The sequence below is a fragment of the Methylobacterium sp. J-092 genome (assembly GCF_022829325.1).
GTDB lineage: Bacteria > Pseudomonadota > Alphaproteobacteria > Rhizobiales > Beijerinckiaceae > Methylobacterium.
In genome coordinates this window covers 1-15,268 of sequence record NZ_JAKSXU010000128.1, presented here as the reverse complement: position 1 = coordinate 15,268, position 15,268 = coordinate 1, and the positions used below count along the sequence as shown (strand labels likewise).

13 protein-coding genes are annotated in these 15,268 nt (G+C 71.8%); 7 read left to right on the top strand and 6 right to left on the bottom strand.

From position 1 onward, the window contains the following. Positions 1-31: 31 nt before the first annotated feature. Positions 32-691 (top strand): SURF1 family protein, encoded by a 660-nt coding sequence (locus MKK60_RS14780; RefSeq protein WP_313901129.1) that lies wholly within the window; start codon positions 32-34, stop codon positions 689-691. Between the two features lie 346 nt (positions 692-1,037). On the opposite strand, the gene MKK60_RS14775 is transcribed toward MKK60_RS14780, so the two are convergent. Beyond that, entirely contained in the window at positions 1,038-2,327 is a 1,290-nt protein-coding gene (locus tag MKK60_RS14775) for a PQQ-dependent sugar dehydrogenase (RefSeq protein WP_147728407.1), read from the bottom strand. A gap of 297 nt (positions 2,328-2,624) precedes the next feature. On the opposite strand from MKK60_RS14775, the gene trxA reads away from it, so the two are divergent. Next, positions 2,625-2,954 carry a thioredoxin gene (gene trxA, locus MKK60_RS14770; RefSeq protein ID WP_147751865.1) on the top strand — a complete coding sequence of 110 codons (330 nt, stop codon included), beginning with the start codon at positions 2,625-2,627 and terminating at the stop codon, positions 2,952-2,954. 199 nt (positions 2,955-3,153) lie between these two features. Here the strand turns inward: trxA and MKK60_RS14765 are convergent, their stop codons facing one another. The 4 genes from MKK60_RS14765 to trpA form a co-directional block, all read right to left on the bottom strand. Beyond that, entirely contained in the window at positions 3,154-4,005 is an 852-nt protein-coding gene (locus tag MKK60_RS14765) for an outer membrane protein (RefSeq protein ID WP_243986825.1), read from the bottom strand. Between the two features lie 167 nt (positions 4,006-4,172). Next, the gene (locus MKK60_RS14760; protein WP_147728403.1) at positions 4,173-5,498 is read right to left on the bottom strand and encodes a bifunctional folylpolyglutamate synthase/dihydrofolate synthase; all 1,326 of its coding nucleotides are present in this window, start codon (positions 5,496-5,498) and stop codon (positions 4,173-4,175) included. A 14-nt stretch (positions 5,499-5,512) separates the two neighbouring features. Beyond that, on the bottom strand, positions 5,513-6,424 hold the full coding sequence (accD, locus tag MKK60_RS14755) for an acetyl-CoA carboxylase, carboxyltransferase subunit beta (protein WP_243987054.1): 912 nt from the start codon (positions 6,422-6,424) through the stop codon (positions 5,513-5,515). A 106-nt stretch (positions 6,425-6,530) separates the two neighbouring features. After that, positions 6,531-7,367, bottom strand: coding sequence for a tryptophan synthase subunit alpha (trpA, locus tag MKK60_RS14750; protein ID WP_243986824.1), 837 nt, complete (start codon positions 7,365-7,367; stop codon positions 6,531-6,533). A gap of 330 nt (positions 7,368-7,697) precedes the next feature. Between trpA and MKK60_RS14745 the strand changes: the two genes are divergently transcribed. The 5 genes from MKK60_RS14745 (at position 7,698) to MKK60_RS14725 (ending at position 12,798) form a co-directional block, all read left to right on the top strand. After that, positions 7,698-8,243: a hypothetical protein gene (locus MKK60_RS14745; RefSeq protein ID WP_243986817.1), complete on the top strand. Its 546-nt coding sequence runs from the start codon at positions 7,698-7,700 to the stop codon at positions 8,241-8,243. 168 nt (positions 8,244-8,411) lie between these two features. After that, positions 8,412-9,260: an oxidoreductase gene (locus MKK60_RS14740; RefSeq protein ID WP_243986815.1), complete on the top strand. Its 849-nt coding sequence runs from the start codon at positions 8,412-8,414 to the stop codon at positions 9,258-9,260. Between the two features lie 114 nt (positions 9,261-9,374). Beyond that, entirely contained in the window at positions 9,375-11,399 is a 2,025-nt protein-coding gene (locus MKK60_RS14735; RefSeq protein WP_243986813.1) for an ATP-binding protein, read from the top strand. Positions 11,400-11,431: 32 nt separating this feature from the next. Further along, entirely contained in the window at positions 11,432-11,728 is a 297-nt protein-coding gene (locus tag MKK60_RS14730) for a hypothetical protein (RefSeq protein WP_243945604.1), read from the top strand. Then, entirely contained in the window at positions 11,725-12,798 is a 1,074-nt protein-coding gene (locus tag MKK60_RS14725; RefSeq protein WP_243986811.1) for a glutamate--tRNA ligase family protein, read from the top strand. Before MKK60_RS14730 ends, MKK60_RS14725 begins: the two co-directional genes overlap by 4 nt. 28 nt (positions 12,799-12,826) lie before the next feature. Here the strand turns inward: MKK60_RS14725 and MKK60_RS14720 are convergent, their stop codons facing one another. Next, positions 12,827-14,899 carry a M23 family metallopeptidase gene (locus tag MKK60_RS14720; RefSeq protein WP_243987052.1) on the bottom strand — a complete coding sequence of 691 codons (2,073 nt, stop codon included), beginning with the start codon at positions 14,897-14,899 and terminating at the stop codon, positions 12,827-12,829. Between the last annotated feature and the right edge of the window lie 369 nt (positions 14,900-15,268).

Below are 15,268 nucleotides of genomic sequence, written 5' to 3'. Positions count from 1 at the left end.
CGGCCTGGCGGCCTTCAACCTCGCGAGCGCGTTGGCGGTCGCGGGGCTCGTCGCCCTCGGGATCTGGCAGGTCGAGCGCCGGGCATGGAAGCTCGACCTGATCGCGCGGGTCGAGGCCCGAATCGGCGCGTCCCCGGTCCCGGTGCCCGGGCCGGCGGCGTGGCCGAGCGTGACCGAGGCCGCCGACGCCTACCGCCACGTCCGGGTGGCGGGCCGCTTCCGCCACGAGTCCACCACGCTGGTCCAGGCGGTGACGGTGCTCGGCGGCGGGTTCTGGGTGCTGACGCCGCTGGTCGCCGACGGCTTCACGGTGCTGGTGAACCGCGGCTTCGTCCCCTCCGATCGCCGCGATCCTGCCGGCTGGCGCCGTCCCGAGGGCGAGATCGACGTCACCGGCCTGTTGCGCCTCACCGAACCCGGCGGCGCGTTCCTGCGCAGCAACGCGACCGCCGAGGATCGTTGGTATTCCCGCGATGTCGCCGCGATCGCTTCGGCCCGGGGGCTCTTCGGCGTCGCGCCCTACTTCATCGATGCGGATGCGTCGGCGGATGATCGCTTGCCCGTCGGCGGGCTGACGGTGGTCGCCTTTCACAACAACCACCTCGTCTACGCGCTGACCTGGTTCACCCTCACCGCGATGACGCTGGGCGCCGCGATCTACGTGAACGTGGAGCGGCGGCGAGAGGGGTGAGGGGATCGTGCGCCGGACCGTCGTCCGTTGCCGCGCAGATCTGTCGCTGCTCATCGTTCAACGCGAGCGACCGGTACGCATTCCCTCTCCCCGCTTGCGGGGAGAGGGCCGCGACGACCTCGTCGTCGTCGCGGCGAGGCGGAAGCCGACGGTGAGGGGGCTTCCGACACGTGAGGCTCGTGCGGACGCGCCCCCCTCACCGCCGCTGCGGCTTCGCCTCCGCTTCCCGGCTGCACGACGGGGTGCAGCCGGGCCTCTCCCCGCGTGCGGGGAGAGGGGAAACCTGAGCCCTATCCGATGCCCCATCGGGCCGTTCGGTCAGCCGGCCTGCAACACGTTCGGCCGCTCAGCCCGCGTTGGCCTTCGGCGTCAGCTTCAGGATCCGTCCGTCCGGGCCGTCGGTGACGGCGTAGACCGCGCCGTCGGGGCCGACGCGCACGTCGCGGATGCGGGCGTCGAGGGGAACGCGCTCCTCGGTGACGACCTTGTCGCCGTCGCGCTTCAGCACCACGATCCCCTCGCTGACGAGGCCCCCGACGAGGAAGTCGTCCGTCCAGGCGGGAAACAGCGTGCCGGTGTAGAGCGCCATGCCCGACGGCCCGATCACCGGATCCCAGTAATAGACCGGCTGCACCGTGCCGGCGGCCTGGGTCACGCCCTCGCCGAGGGGCTCGCCGGAATACTCGATGCCGTAGGTCGCGACCGGCCAGCCGTAGTTGAGGCCGGGCCGCGGACGGTTGAGCTCGTCGCCGCCGCGGGGCCCGTGCTCCACGGTCCAGAGCCGGCCCTGGCCGTCGAGCGCCGCCGCCTGGACGTTGCGGTGGCCGTAGGACCAGATCTCGGGCTTGGCCTTGTCGCTGCCGTAGAACGGGTTGTCCTTGGGGGCTTGGCCGTCGGCGTCGATGCGGAACACCTTGCCGAGGCCGCTGGCGAGGTCCTGGGCCTGGACGCGCGTCGCCTTGTCGGAGCGCTCGCCCACGGTGACGAACAGCTTGCCGTCGGCGGCGAAGACCAGGCGCGAGCCGAAATGCTTGTCGCCGTCGTAAGTCGGCATCTGCCGGAAGACGACCTTCACGTCGTCGAGCTTCGCTCCGCCCTTGCCGTCCTGGACGAGCTTGGCCTTCGCCACGGTGGTGCCGTTGCCCTTGTCGCGCGGCTCGCTGTAGCTGAAGAACACCAGCCCGTCGGTGGCGAAGCCGGGGCTCAGGGCGATGTCGAGCAGGCCGCCCTGGCCGCGCGCGTCGACCTTCGGCACGCCGGCGATCGCCGGGCCGACGGTGCCGTCCTTGGACACGATCCGGATTTTTCCGGCCTTCTCGGTGACGATCATCCGGCCGTCCGGCAGGAACTCCATTGCCCACGGGCTCGCGAGCCCCTTCGCGACCGTCGCGACCTCGACCTTCGTGGCGTCCGCCGGCTTCGGGGCGCGGGTCTGGTTCGGCAGGAGCGGCTTGTAGCCGGTGTTCGGCGGGGCGGTCTCGGCGGGGGTGTCGCCGGCGCTCTTCGCCGCGGGCGCGCTGAAGGCGTCGCCCTCGATGCGGGACGGCCGCTGGGCGGCGCTGTCCTCGGCGAAGGCACCCGGTGCCAGCGCGACCGCCGCCACGGTGGCGAGCGCGAGGGATCGGAAGCGCGGCACCTGCAAAAATCCTGTCACCGTCAAGAATCCTCCTGGATCGGGGCGGCCGCACCCGCGGCATCGGTCTGGCGTCCTCGGTCACATGGGGCGGGGGCGCCGCCAAAGCGAGCGCGGGACGGTCGGAGCCGTCACGTCCGCTGCGCTGCGGACCGAATCGCCATGAACCGGGTGGGCAGCCGGCATGCGGTCCGGTCGACCGCCTTGACCGCAGCACGGCGGGTCGCCAATTCTTCCTTCACCGATCGGCGGGCGGCCTGCTGCAGGCGCTCGCGCGGTCCTTGAGAAGGGTATTTTCCGATGGCGACGGTGAAAGTGACCGACGCGAGCTTCGAGCAGGACGTCCTCAAGTCCGTCGAGCCCGTGGTCGTGGATTTCTGGGCGGAGTGGTGCGGTCCCTGCCGGCAGATCGGTCCGGCGCTCGAGGAGATCGCGTCCGACATGCAGGGCCGCGTGAAGATCGCGAAGGTGAACGTGGACGAGAATCCCGGCATCGCCTCGCAGTACGGCATCCGCTCGATCCCGACTCTGCTGCTGTTCAAGAACGGCGAGCGGGTCGACCAGAAGGTCGGCGCGGCGCCGAAGGGCGACCTGTCCCGCTGGATCAGCGCGCAGACCGCCAGCGCCTGACGCGGCGACCGATCAGGACGAGCCCGCCTCCTCACGGAGGCGGGCTTTTTCGTGCGCGTCGGTTTTTTCGGCGCGTCGGACGGTGCGCGCAAAAAGAAAGCCCGGCCGTCGGGCCGGGCTTTCTCGCGTTTCGAAACCCAATTCGAATGATCGGAGCCGACCCCGGGCTCTGAGCGGCCCGTGGGTCGGAGGTCGGATCCTAGTAGGAGCCGAACTTGTAGTTCAGGCCTGCGCGGACGACGGCGAACTCGGTGTCGTTGCGGCGGGCGACGTAGCCCGGAGCGAAGAACACGGCGCCGGCGGCGTTGGTGGCGTAAGCGCCGTTCAGACGGTTGTTCTGATCGAGGTTCACATAGAGGGCTTCGACCTTCACCGTCACGGCCGACGAGCGGAAGAAGTTCAGGAACGAGTCGGTCGGGAGGGCGTACTCGACGCCGCCGCCGGCGGTCCAGCCGGTCCGGAAATCGTCACGGCTGCTGTTCGGCAGGCCGAACTCGCGGCCACCGCCGGCGCCGTAGGCGAAGCCGCCGGTGCCGTAGAACAGGGCCTTGTCGACCGCGTAACCGATGCGGCCGCGCACGGTGCCGAAGAAGTCGAGGCTGGAGATGCCGTTCGGGCTGAACGCCTGGACGCCGGGCGCGAGGGCGAACCCGGGGGTGACGACGTAGCGGTTCCGGTTGCGACCGAAGTCGACGTACTGGGCGTCCGCCTCGATACCGATCACGACGCCGGAGCCCGGGGTGAACTGGTAGTTGTAGCCGACCTGGCCACCGCCGGTGAACCCGTCGGTGGAGTTCGAGCCGCCGAAGGCGATCTGGGTCGGGACGGCGGCCGCGACGGCGGTGACCGGAGCCACGTTCACGACGGTCGCGCCGGAGCGGTCGTTCGCGTCGAAGCCGTAGCCGGCGTTGATACCGAAGTAGAAACCGGTCCAGGTGAAGACCGGCACCGGCGTGAACACCGGCGGAGGCGCGCGGCGCGGCAGGTCGGCGGCCGAAGCGGCGGCGGTGAGCGCCGTGAAGGCGGCCAATGACGTCAGAAGCGTTTTCATGTTTTTTTGATCCCCAGCGTGTTGCCCGATCGATGCTGAGGATAAGTGATTTCCCACGGCCAAGATGTAACATCCGGGCCACAGCTGCCTGGTGTCTGCATTGTTGCGCCGATCGCGTGTGCTGTGCAGCAAAATAAGTCTGAGGTTTACCGCAGATCAACGCAAGGTCAGGTTGGCGGCGTGCCGTTGGCGGTCAGGACGGCGCCGACGAGGTAGAGCGAGCCGCAGATCAGGATCCGCGGCGGCTGCTCGAAGGCGATGTCGGCGACCATGGTCAGCGCCGCCTCGATGCTCGGCGCGATGCGGGCGCTGAGGCCGACCTGGGTCGCGATCTCCTCGACCTCCTCGGCGGGCCGCGCCGCCATCGATCCGGCGATCGGCACCGCGATCAGCGCGCGCGCCAGCCCGACGAAGTGGCGCAGGAAGCCCTCCGCGTCCTTGGTGCCGAGCAGGCCGACGATCAGGACCAGCGGCACGTCGCTGCGCTCGCCGAGGTCGGCCAGCGCCGTCGCGAGGATGCGTCCGCCGTCGATGTTGTGGCCGCCGTCGAGCCAGAGCTCGGAGCCGGGCGGCACCAGGGCCGCCAGCCGTCCGCGGGCGAGGCGCTGCATCCGGCCCGGCCAGTCGACGTTGCGCAGGCCGGCTTCCACCGCGCCGACGCCGATGTCGCCGAAGCCCGCCGCCCGCAAAGCTGCGATGGCGGTGCCGGCATTGGTGAACTGGTGGCGGCCGACGAGCTTGGGGCGCGGCAGATCGAACAGGTCCGTCTCGTCCTGGTAGACGAGGCGGCCGCTGTCCTCGTGGACCGAGAAATCCTGGTTGCCGACCCAGACCGGCGTGGCGCCGACCGCCGCGGCGCGGCGGCACAGCACCGCGTCCGCCTCGGCGTAGTCCTGGGCCGCGATCACCGCCGGGCAGCCGCGCTTGAAGATGCCGGCCTTCTCGATCGCCACCAGCTCGACGGTGTCGCCGAGATACTCGGCGTGGTCGCGCCCGATCGGCGTGACGACCGCCGCCGCGACCGTGTCGATCACGTTGGTCGCGTCCACGCGGCCGCCCAAGCCCACCTCGAGCAGCAAGACGTCGGCCGGCGCCTCGGAGAACAGCAGCAGCGCCGCCGCGGTGGTGATCTCGAACACCGTGATCGGGTCGCCCGCGTTGGCGGCCTCGCAGCGCGCGAAGGCCTCGGCGAGCCGGTCCTCTGGGACGTAGTGGCCGCCGCCGATGCCGCCGAGCCGGATGCGCTCGTGGAAGCGCACGAGGTGGGGCGAGGTGTAGACGTGCGCGGCCAGGCCCCCGGCCTCCAGGATCGCCCGCATGAACGCGATGGTCGAGCCCTTGCCGTTGGTGCCGCCGACGTGGATCACGGGCGGCAGCCGGCGCTCGGGGTGGTTCAGGCGCGCGAGCAGGCTCTGGATCCGGCCGAGCGACAGGTCGATCGTGCGCGGGTGCAGGGCCAGGAATCGCGCCATCAGCGCATCGGAGGAATCCATGGGCGTGCGGCGCGTCAGGCGGGTTCGAGGATCGGTGCGGATGCGGCCGGCGCCGGCGCGGCGGGCGGGCTCACGTTCATCAGCAGGCCGCAGATCCGCACGATGGTGTCCTTCAGCGCGTGGCGGTGGACGACCTGATCGAGCATGCCGTGCTCGAGCAGGTACTCGGCGCGCTGGAAGCCGTCGGGCAGCTTCTCCCGGATCGTCTGCTCGATGACGCGCGGGCCGGCGAAGCAGATCAGGGCGCCGGGCTCGGCCAGGTGCACGTCGCCGAGCATCGCGTAGGAGGCGGTGACGCCGCCGGTCGTCGGGTTGGTCAGCACGACGACGTAGGGAAGCCTTGACGCGCGCAGGCGCCGGATCGCCACGGTGGTCCGCGGCATCTGCATCAGCGAGAGGATGCCCTCCTGCATCCGCGCGCCGCCCGAGGCCGCGAACATCACGTAGGGCGTGCGCTTCTCCAGCGCCGTCTCCGCGCCGCGGATGAAGGCCTCGCCCGCCGCCATCCCGAGCGAGCCGCCCATGAACGCGAAGTCCTGGACCGCCAGCGTCATCGGCTGGCCGCCGACCCGGCCGAACCCGACCTTGAACGCATCCTGCATCCCGGTCTTGGTGCGCGCCTCCTTGAGGCGGTCGGCGTAGCGCTTCTCGTCGCGGAACTTGAGCGGGTCGACGGCGACCTCCGGCAGCGGCACGTCGATCCAGGTGCCCTCGTCGAACATCATCTTGAGCCGCGCGCTCGCGCTCATCTTGAGATGGTGCTCGGAGCCGGGGATGACCCAGTGGTTCCCCTCGACTTCCTTGTGGAACACCATCTGCCCGGTATCCGGGCATTTCACCCAGAGGTTCTCGGGCGTCTCGCGCTTGAACAGGGTCTTGATCTTGGGGCGCACGACCTCCGAGATCCAGTTCATCGGTTCGACCATCATGAAGCGCCCGTCCGGTTCGATCGGGCCGACATCGTCGATCGGCCCCGCGTAGCTCAGGCTTGCATATCGGGGCCGGTGCCCCGGTCGGCCAGTGCCGTCGGCGTCAGGCCGCGCGGGCCGAGGCCGAGCGCACCCCGGCGGCGAGCTCGCGCACCAGCGTCGAGACCGCCTCGACGCTGCTGCCGGTGGCCTGGCCCGCGCCGTCGAGCGTCCGATGCAGCGCGTCGACGAGCGCCGAGCCGACGACGACGCCGTCGGCGCCCTTGGCGATGGCCGCGGCATGCGCCCCGGTCCTCACGCCGAAGCCGACCACCACCGGCAAGGCCGTGTGGCGGCGGATGCGCCCGACCGCGGTGCCGACCGCGGCGAAATCCGGCGTCGCCGTCCCGGTGATGCCGTTGATCGACACGTAGTAGACGAAGCCCGCGGTGTTCGCGAGCACGGCCGGCAGGCGGCGCTCGTCGGTGGTCGGCGTCGCCAGCCGGATGAAGGCGAGGCCCTTGGCCAAAGCCGGCAGGCAGAGCTCGTCGTCCTCCTCCGGCGGCAGGTCGACCACGATCAGCCCGTCGATGCCGGCCGCCGACGCGTCGTCGAGGAAGCGCGCGACGCCGTAGGTGTGGATCGGGTTGAAGTATCCCATCAGGATCACCGGCGTCTCGGCGTTGCCGGCGCGGAACCGGCGCACGAGGTCGAGCGTCTTCGCCACGCCCTGGCCGGCCTTGAGCGCCCGCAGGCCCGCGGCCTGGATCGCCGGGCCGTCGGCCATCGGGTCGGTGAAGGGAAGGCCGAACTCGACGATGTCGGCGCCCGACGCCGGCAGCGCCTCCAGCACCTTCAGCGAGGTCTCGGGATCGGGATCGCCCGCCATCACGTAGGTCACGAGGGCGGCGCGGCCTTCCGCGCGGCAGCGGGCGAAGGTGGCGTCGATGCGGGCGGCCATGGTGCCTGTCCGTTCCTGGTGTCGAAGAAGGAGATCGCGAAGGGATCGAGGAGCGATCGAGGGTTGGCGGACGGGATCGCCCGAGGGATTGGTGCCGCGCCTACACCATCGGCGGCGGCCCGTGAAGCGGAGGCGGTTTGGCGGCCCGTCCTCGCGTGCGCGAGGCGGCCGGGTGCGCATGCCTCGAAAGCGGGCATGGACGTTCGCGCGCCAGCCGCCTATTGTGCAGGCAGGCGGGAATACTTTGCACACTATTGTGGCATATCAAGAAAAACCCTAGGTCTCGAATCACGGTCGCCAAAGATCGACAATCGAATCCGAGGACACGCCATGACCAATCCTTCCGAGATCAAGAACCGCTTCCACGCCAGCCTCGAGGCCTCCGAGGCCCGCGAGAACGGCTTCCGCAGCCGTCTGCTCGCCGAGGGCGCGCGCGCGCTCCAGCCGGTGCTCGGCGTCCTGACCCTGATGTCGGAGGTGCTCGACGAGCGCGACAACGTGCACGGCAGCATCACCGGCCTGGATTGCGCGATCGACAGGGAAGACTTCGTCACGCTGCGCGCGGTCCTCAGCGGCACCTCGCAGCCCGAGCAGCGGATCGTGATCAAGTACGGCCCCGAGCTCGGCGGCCGCAACCTGATCTCGGTTTCCGGCATCGGCCAGACCTACGCCGAGAAGCTCGTCGCCAAGACCCATTGCGCCGCGAGCCTCGGCCGCTCGGTCGGCAGCGACATGCAGCTCGACGTCGCCCGCGCCGAGGACCTCGCCGAGGTCGTGCGCGAGATGGTCGAGGCCTACTTCGTCGGCCAGGCCCAGGTGCCGGTGCAGCACCATGCCGGCGCCATCGAGGGCCACGCCCGCTACGCCGTGCAGTGATCCCGCGCCGCAAGGCGCCCGCCCGACCTCCGCTCCGGCGACGGTTCCCCCGTCGCCGGAGCGTCGGCGCGTCCTATCTGCGTGACGACGCAGCGTGTCCCGGCCCCTGCCGGACCCGCGACCCCCTCACGCATCGCCCCGGTTCTCAGGGCGCACGGGACGCTCCGCATGGCTTCCATGACCACCCCCGTCTGGTTCATCACCGGCTGCTCCACCGGCTTCGGCCGCGACCTCGCCCGCGCCGTGCTCGCCCGCGGCTGGCGCGCGGTGGTGACGGCCCGCGACGTCGGCCGCGTCGCCGACCTCGCCGAATCGTCCGGCGACCGCGCCCTCGCGCTCGCCCTCGACGTCACCGACCAGGGCCAGGTCGACGCCGCGGTCGCAGCCGCCCACGCGGCGTTCGGCCAGGTCGACGTGCTCGTGAACAATGCCGGCTACGGCTACCAGGCCTCGGTGGAGGAGGGGGTCGAGGCCGAGATCCGCGCGCAGTTCGACGCCAACGTGTTCGGCCTGTTCGCGCTGACCCGCGCGGTGCTGCCCGGGATGCGGGCGCGGCGCAGCGGCCGCATCCTCAACATCACCTCGGTGGCTGGCTTCATCGGGTTTCCCGCATCCGGCTACTATTCGTCGAGCAAGCACGCGGTCGAGGGCTGGTCGGACGCGCTCGCCGCCGAGACCGCGCCGCTCGGCATCAAGGTGACCTGCATCGAGCCGGGCCCGTTCCGCACAGACTGGGCCGGGCGCTCGCTGAAGCAGACGCCGAGCGCGATCGCCGATTACGCCGAGACCGCCGGCGCCCGCCTCACGGCGACGTCCGAGAAGAGCGGCACCCAGGCCGGCGATCCGGCCCGCGCCGCGGAGGCGATGATCCATGTCGCCGAGATCGAAGATCCGCCGCGCCACCTCGTCCTCGGCGCCTGGGGCTACGATGCGGTGACCGCGAAGCTGAAGGCGCGGCTCGCCGAGATCGAGGCTTGGCGCGAGACCAGCCTCGGGGCGGATTTCCCGGAGGGCTGACGCGGGCTCGCGTCCATTGGCGCAACCTCCGGTTAAGCGCCCTTGCAAACCCATCGTTCAGCCTCTGCTGCGATGGTCGCTCCGCCCGGACGCGTCACGCCGGGGGAGATCCGCATGGACCCCAGGGACCTCGTCGTCGCGCTCGCGCTCCTCGTCGCCATCGCCAGCCTCGCCTTCGCCTGGGCGCGGCGCGGGCAGGCGGGCGCCCTGGACGACGCCGAAGACCTCCACGACCGGATCTGGCAGGTCTCCGAGAGCGAGGACCGCTACCGCGCCCTGGTCGAGGCCACGACCGACGTGATCGTCCAGCGCGACGCGGCCGGCCGCATCACCTTCGCCAACGAAGGCTACGCCGCGCTGTTCGACCGGACGCCGCTCGCGATGATCGGCGCGACCCTCGATCTCCAGGTGCTCGAGACCGCCGGCGCCGAGACCGGCCCGGACGGCGTGCGCCGGAGCGAGGCGCGGGTGATGCCGGCCGACGGCGTGCCGCGCTGGTTCGCCTTCGTCGAGGTGCCCGTCGCCCGCGGATCCGAGCCGATCCAGTGGCTGCGGGCCGGCCGCGACGTCACCGGCCGGGTCGAATCGGCCCGCGCCCTCGACGTGGCGCTGTCGCGCGCCGAATCGGCGAGCGTCGCCAAATCGCGCTTCCTCGCCACCGTCAGCCACGAGTTCCGCACGCCGCTCAACGGCATCCTCGGCATGGCCGACCTCGTCCTCGACACGAGCCTCGACGGCGAGCAGCGCACCTACGTCCAGGCGGTGCGAACCAGCGGGCAGGCGCTGCTGGCGCTGATCGACGGCATCCTCGACTTCTCCCGCATCGAGGCCGGCCGCATCGACCTCGCCGCCGAGCCGTTCGACGTCTCCGCCACCGCCGAGGCGGTGGTCGAGCTGCTGGCGCCGCGCGCCCAGGACAAGGGCATCGAGATCGCCCTCGACGTCGCCGACGGCGTGCCGGGCCTGGTGATCGGCGACGGCGACCGGGTGCGGCAGATCCTGGTCAACCTCGTCGGCAACGCGGTGAAGTTCACGCAGGGCGGCGGGGTCGGCGTCAGCGTGGCGCAGGCCGACGGCGCGATCGTGCTCGCGGTCGCCGATACCGGGCCGGGCATCGCCGACGACCGGGTCGGATCGCTGTTCGAGGAGTTCGAGCAGGGCGACGGCAGCGCCAGCCGCAGCCACGAGGGCACCGGCCTCGGCCTCGCCATCACCCGCCGCCTCGTCCTGCGGATGGGCGGGCGGATCGAGGCGGAATCGAAGCTCGGGCGCGGCTCGACCTTCCGCGTCGTGCTGCCGCTGCCGGCGGCCGAGCATCAGCCCGCCGCCGTGCCGCGCCCGGTGCTCGCCGCGCGCAAGGTGCTGATCGTCGCCGATTCGCCGTTTCAGGCCCCGTTCCTCGCGCGCAACCTCGCGCGCACCGGCGCGTCCGCGGTGGTGATGCCGAACCTCAAGGACGGGCTCGATGCGCTCGCCGGCGTCGGCTTCGACGCGGTGATCGCCGACCGCGCGCTCGGCGACGACGCCGTGCGGCGCCTCGCCGACCAGGCCAAGGCCTGCGGCGTGCGCTGCAGCCTCGTCCTGCTCTCGCCGTTCGACCGGCGCGAATTCGGCGCGCCGAATGCGGCCGGGTTCGATACCTACCTGATCAAGCCGGTGCGCGCCCGCTCGCTGTTCGACCGCCTGCTCGCGCCCACCCCGCCGGCCGAGCCCGCGCCCGAAGCGGCCAACGCCGCGCCCGTGCGCGCGGGCACGGGCCTGCGCGTGCTTCTGGCCGAGGACAACCCGATCAACGCGCTCCTGGCGACCAAGGCCCTGGAGCGCCTCGGCGCCGAGGTGGTGCATGCGGCCGACGGTCTCGAAGCTCTGGCCCGCCTCGCGGAGGGCGGCACGTTCGACCTCGCCCTGATCGACATCCGCATGCCGAACTGCGACGGCCACGAGACCGCGCGCCGCATCCGCGCCGCCGAAGCCCGCGGCAAGGGCGGCCGGCTCCACCTGGTCGCGCTGACCGCCAATGCGGGCCGCGAGGACGAGAAGGCCGCGCGCCGGGCCGGCTTCGACGGGTTCCTGGCCAAGCCCCTCGACCTCAAGCTCCTGCCCGGCCTGCTCGAGCGGCGCGTCGCGCGGGCGGCTTGACGGACGCGTCCCCCCGCGCGAACACCGTCGCCATGCCTTCCGACACGCCCGCCAACCTGCCCGCCGACCCGCACCCGACGTCCCGCGACCCCGGCGGCCTGGCTGCCTGGGGCATCGCCGCCCTCGTGGCGGCGACGGTGCTGCTCGGCGTGCTCCTGCCCAACCGCGCCCCCCACGGCCCGGCCTCGCCGGCCGACGACGCGACCTGCGCCGAATGGGGCGACGGCTGCCGCGTCTGCCGGCGGCTCGCCGACGGGCCGGCCTGCTCGCTGCCGGGCATCGCCTGCACGCCCGGCCCGCTTCAGTGCCTGCATCGCGTCGGCGGTTGAGGCCGGAGGTCGATCCGCGGCCCGTCTTCCGCTTCGCCCCGAGCCCGAACGGCCGGCTGCATCTCGGCCACGCCTATTCCGCGCTGCTCAACGCCGCGCTCGCGTCCCGCACCGGCGGCCGCCTGCTGCTGCGGATCGAGGACATCGACCCGACCCGCTCGCGACCCGAGCTGATCGACGCGATCGGCGCCGACCTCGCCTGGCTCGGGCTCGTCTTCGATTCACCCGTCCGCCGCCAGTCGCAGCACATGCCGGACTATCGCGCCGCCCGCGACGGGCTGATCGCGCGGGGCCTGGCCTATCCCTGCTTCTGCACCCGCGGCGACATCCGTGCCGCCGCCGGCGGCAGTGCCGGGCGCGACCCGGACGGCGCGCCGCTCTATCCCGGCACCTGCCGGGCGCTCGATCCTGAGACCGCCGCCGCCCGCCGCGCCGCCGGCGAGCCGCACGCTTGGCGGCTCGACATGCCCCAGGCGATCGGGCAGGCGCCGGGCCCTCATGTTTATTCGAATCTGGCGCTTCTCCCTCCCCCCGACGGATCTCGAGCTTGCCCGGGATCCGCACCTTGCGTGCCCAAGTCGGGCAGGACCGACTTGGGTGCGGGGGAGGGTGGGCCTCGCGTCGGCGAGGGTCGGGAGAGGGGAGCGCCGGATCCGGCATCGTCGCACCCCTCTCCCGACCCGCTTCGCGGGCCACCCTCCCCGCTTCAGGGGGGAGGGGAGGGCGCGTTTCACGAGATGGTCCGGGTCGTTGATCCCGCCCGCTGGGGCGATGCCGTGATCGCCCGCCGCGACGTGCCGACGAGCTACCACCTCGCCGTCGTGGTCGACGACGCGCATCAGGGCGTCACCCACGTGGTCCGCGGCCACGACCTCGAGGCGGCGACAGACCTGCACGTCCTGCTCCAGGCGCTCCTCGGCCTTCCGACCCCGCGCTACCACCATCACGCCCTGGTCCTCGGCCCGGACGGGGGCAAGCTCGCGAAGTCGAAGGGCTCGGAAAGCCTCGCCGACCGTCGCGCGCGGGGCGAAACACCGGAGACGATCCGCGCGGCGCTCGGCTTCGCCTGAAGCGCCGGCTCGCTGCGGGAAGGCCGCCTCAGCGCACCGCCGCGTCCCGCTGCGCCATCGCGGTGGCGCTCTTCGACTTCTGCATCACCGCGTCGATCTGCTCGCGCTGGCGCTTGAACTCGGCGAGCATCCGCCCGTCGAGCTCGCGCCCGCGCGGCACGCGGATCTTCATCGGGTCGACGAAGTGGCCGTTGATGATCACCTCGTAGTGCAGGTGCGCGCCGGTGGAGAGCCCGGTGGAGCCGACATAGCCGATCACCTGGCCCTGCCGCACCCGCGCACCTTCGGTGACGCCACGCCCGAACCGCGACATGTGGTTGTAGGTGGTGACGTAGCCGTTGATGTGCTGGATCTCGACCCGGCGTCCGTAGCCCGAGGTCATCTCGGCCCGGATCACGGTGCCGTTGCCGGCCGCCACGATCGGCGTGCCGATCGGGTTCGACCAGTCGACGCCGGTGTGGAGCTTGGCATAGCCGAGCACCGGGTGGCGGCGGTAGCCGAAGCCCGAGCGCATGATCCCGTCGGCGATCGGCTTGCGGATCAGGAACTTCTTGAGCGAGCGGCCCTGGTCGTCGAGGTAGTCGATCGAGCCGTCGTCGGGCGACTGGAAGCGGTAGACCTTGCGGCTCTCGCCGCCGAGGTTGAGCGAGGCGTAGAGCAGGTCCGGCCGGTCGGCGCTGGCGCCGGCATCCTCGTCGTAGGTGTAGAACACGTCGAGTCCGTCGCCGGCCGAGATCCGCCGCTGGAAGTCGAGATCGTAGCTGAACACCCGCACGATGTCCTCGACGGTCGCCCGCGGCAGGTCGTGCCGGGCCGCGGTCTCGTAGAGGCTCTGGTAGAGGCGCGGGCCCGAGCCGCCGTCCTCGTCCTCGTCCTCCGAATTCTCGGCGCTCGCGGCGGGCTTCTGCGAGGGCGTGTCTTCCGGCGGTGGGGCCACCGAGACGAAGGCCCCGCGGTCGTTGATCGCGGCGATCCCCTCGATCCCGCCCTCGCCGTAGAGCACCACGCGGGTCACCTGCCGCGGATCGCCCGGCTTCGCGCCCGGCGCGATCTGGAGCCGGAACTGCTGGCCCTCGGCCAGCGCGCCGGTCTTGGCCTTGCCACCGAGCGCCGTGACGATGCCGCGGATCTGGTCCTCGGAGGCGAAGCCGGTGGCGCGCACCACCGCCTCCAGCGTGTCGCCGCGCTTCAGGGCGAGGTCGCGCTCCTCGACGATCGGCGTCTCGTTGGGGCGCAGCTCGACCTTGGCGAGCTTGGTCACGTTCTCGGGGACGACCAGCACCTCGATCGACTTGAACGGGTTGCCGTCGGCGGCATTGCCGGCCTTGGGGCCGCCGTCCTTGGCCCCGGCGTCGAAGTCGGGTGCCGTCGCGCCCTGGAGCGTGCGCGACAGGAGGATCTGCGGTGCGATCGGGATCGCGGTGCGCCGGCCGGCCTCCGCGGTGCTGCGGCGCTCCTCCTCGACCTGCGCCGTCACGTCGTCGTCCGACAGCGCGGCCGCCCCGGCCTCGACCGCCGCGTCGACGAGGTCGCGCTTGACCACGCTGACCTCGGCGCCCGGCGCGTCGGCGGAGCCGGCATCGGCGGCGCGCTCGAGCGGCTCGTCGGACACGAACTTCATCGGATCGAATTTCGGGATGTCGCCGGCGAACACCCCGGTCGACATCGAGAGCGCCGTGGTGATCCGGACGAAGGGCCGGACCTTGATGATCTCGCGATCGCCGAGCCGCACCGTCACCGGGGAGCGGAAGCTCTGCTTGGCCGAGGCGATCATGAGGTTGCGCACGAGCCGGTCGCCCTTGCGCGCGAGATTGGCGCCGCCCTCGCTCGGCTGCGGCCGGGCGGGGATGCTCACCCGCTCGGGGATGGCGGCGAAGGAGGCCTCGCCCTGCAGCGATACGTGGAGCGCCGCGCCGATCAGCGCGGCCCCGGTCAGGCCGGTGAGGGCGGAGGCGCAGAGCCAGCGCAGGTTCACCTCGCGCCGATCGATGCGCGTCGCATCCGATCCGAGCAGGTCGAGGGCGGGCTGGATCCCGTGGGCGTAGCCCGGCAGGGTCCGCGGGCCGCTGGCCTCGCCGATCTTGAGACGGTCGCGGTTCACCAAGAGCGCCTTGTCGGAGGAGGGCGGCATCGCAGCCGCCAAGACATCAGCATGTCGAAGGGCAGCATGTCGAGATTGAGGCGCCTCGCGCGCGAGCGCGTTTCCCCTCCCTCCGGTCGAGCGGATCCCCTTCACCCCGAAACGCCGAACGCACCCGTCTCGGGATCGCTGGAGGGCCGTCCGGGTGGCCTGTCGTGGTTCTGTCGTCGAAATCGAAGAAAGTTCCGTTTTGGCTGTTGACGGGCTGCTGGGTGGTCCGTATACCCCTGTTCATCGAGACGGGGCGGCGGCGACGCGGTTCTGGACTTGGTCCACCGACATGACGAGCGATGGGGCAGCTGGCGAGAGCCGGGTGGCCTGGTGTTTGTG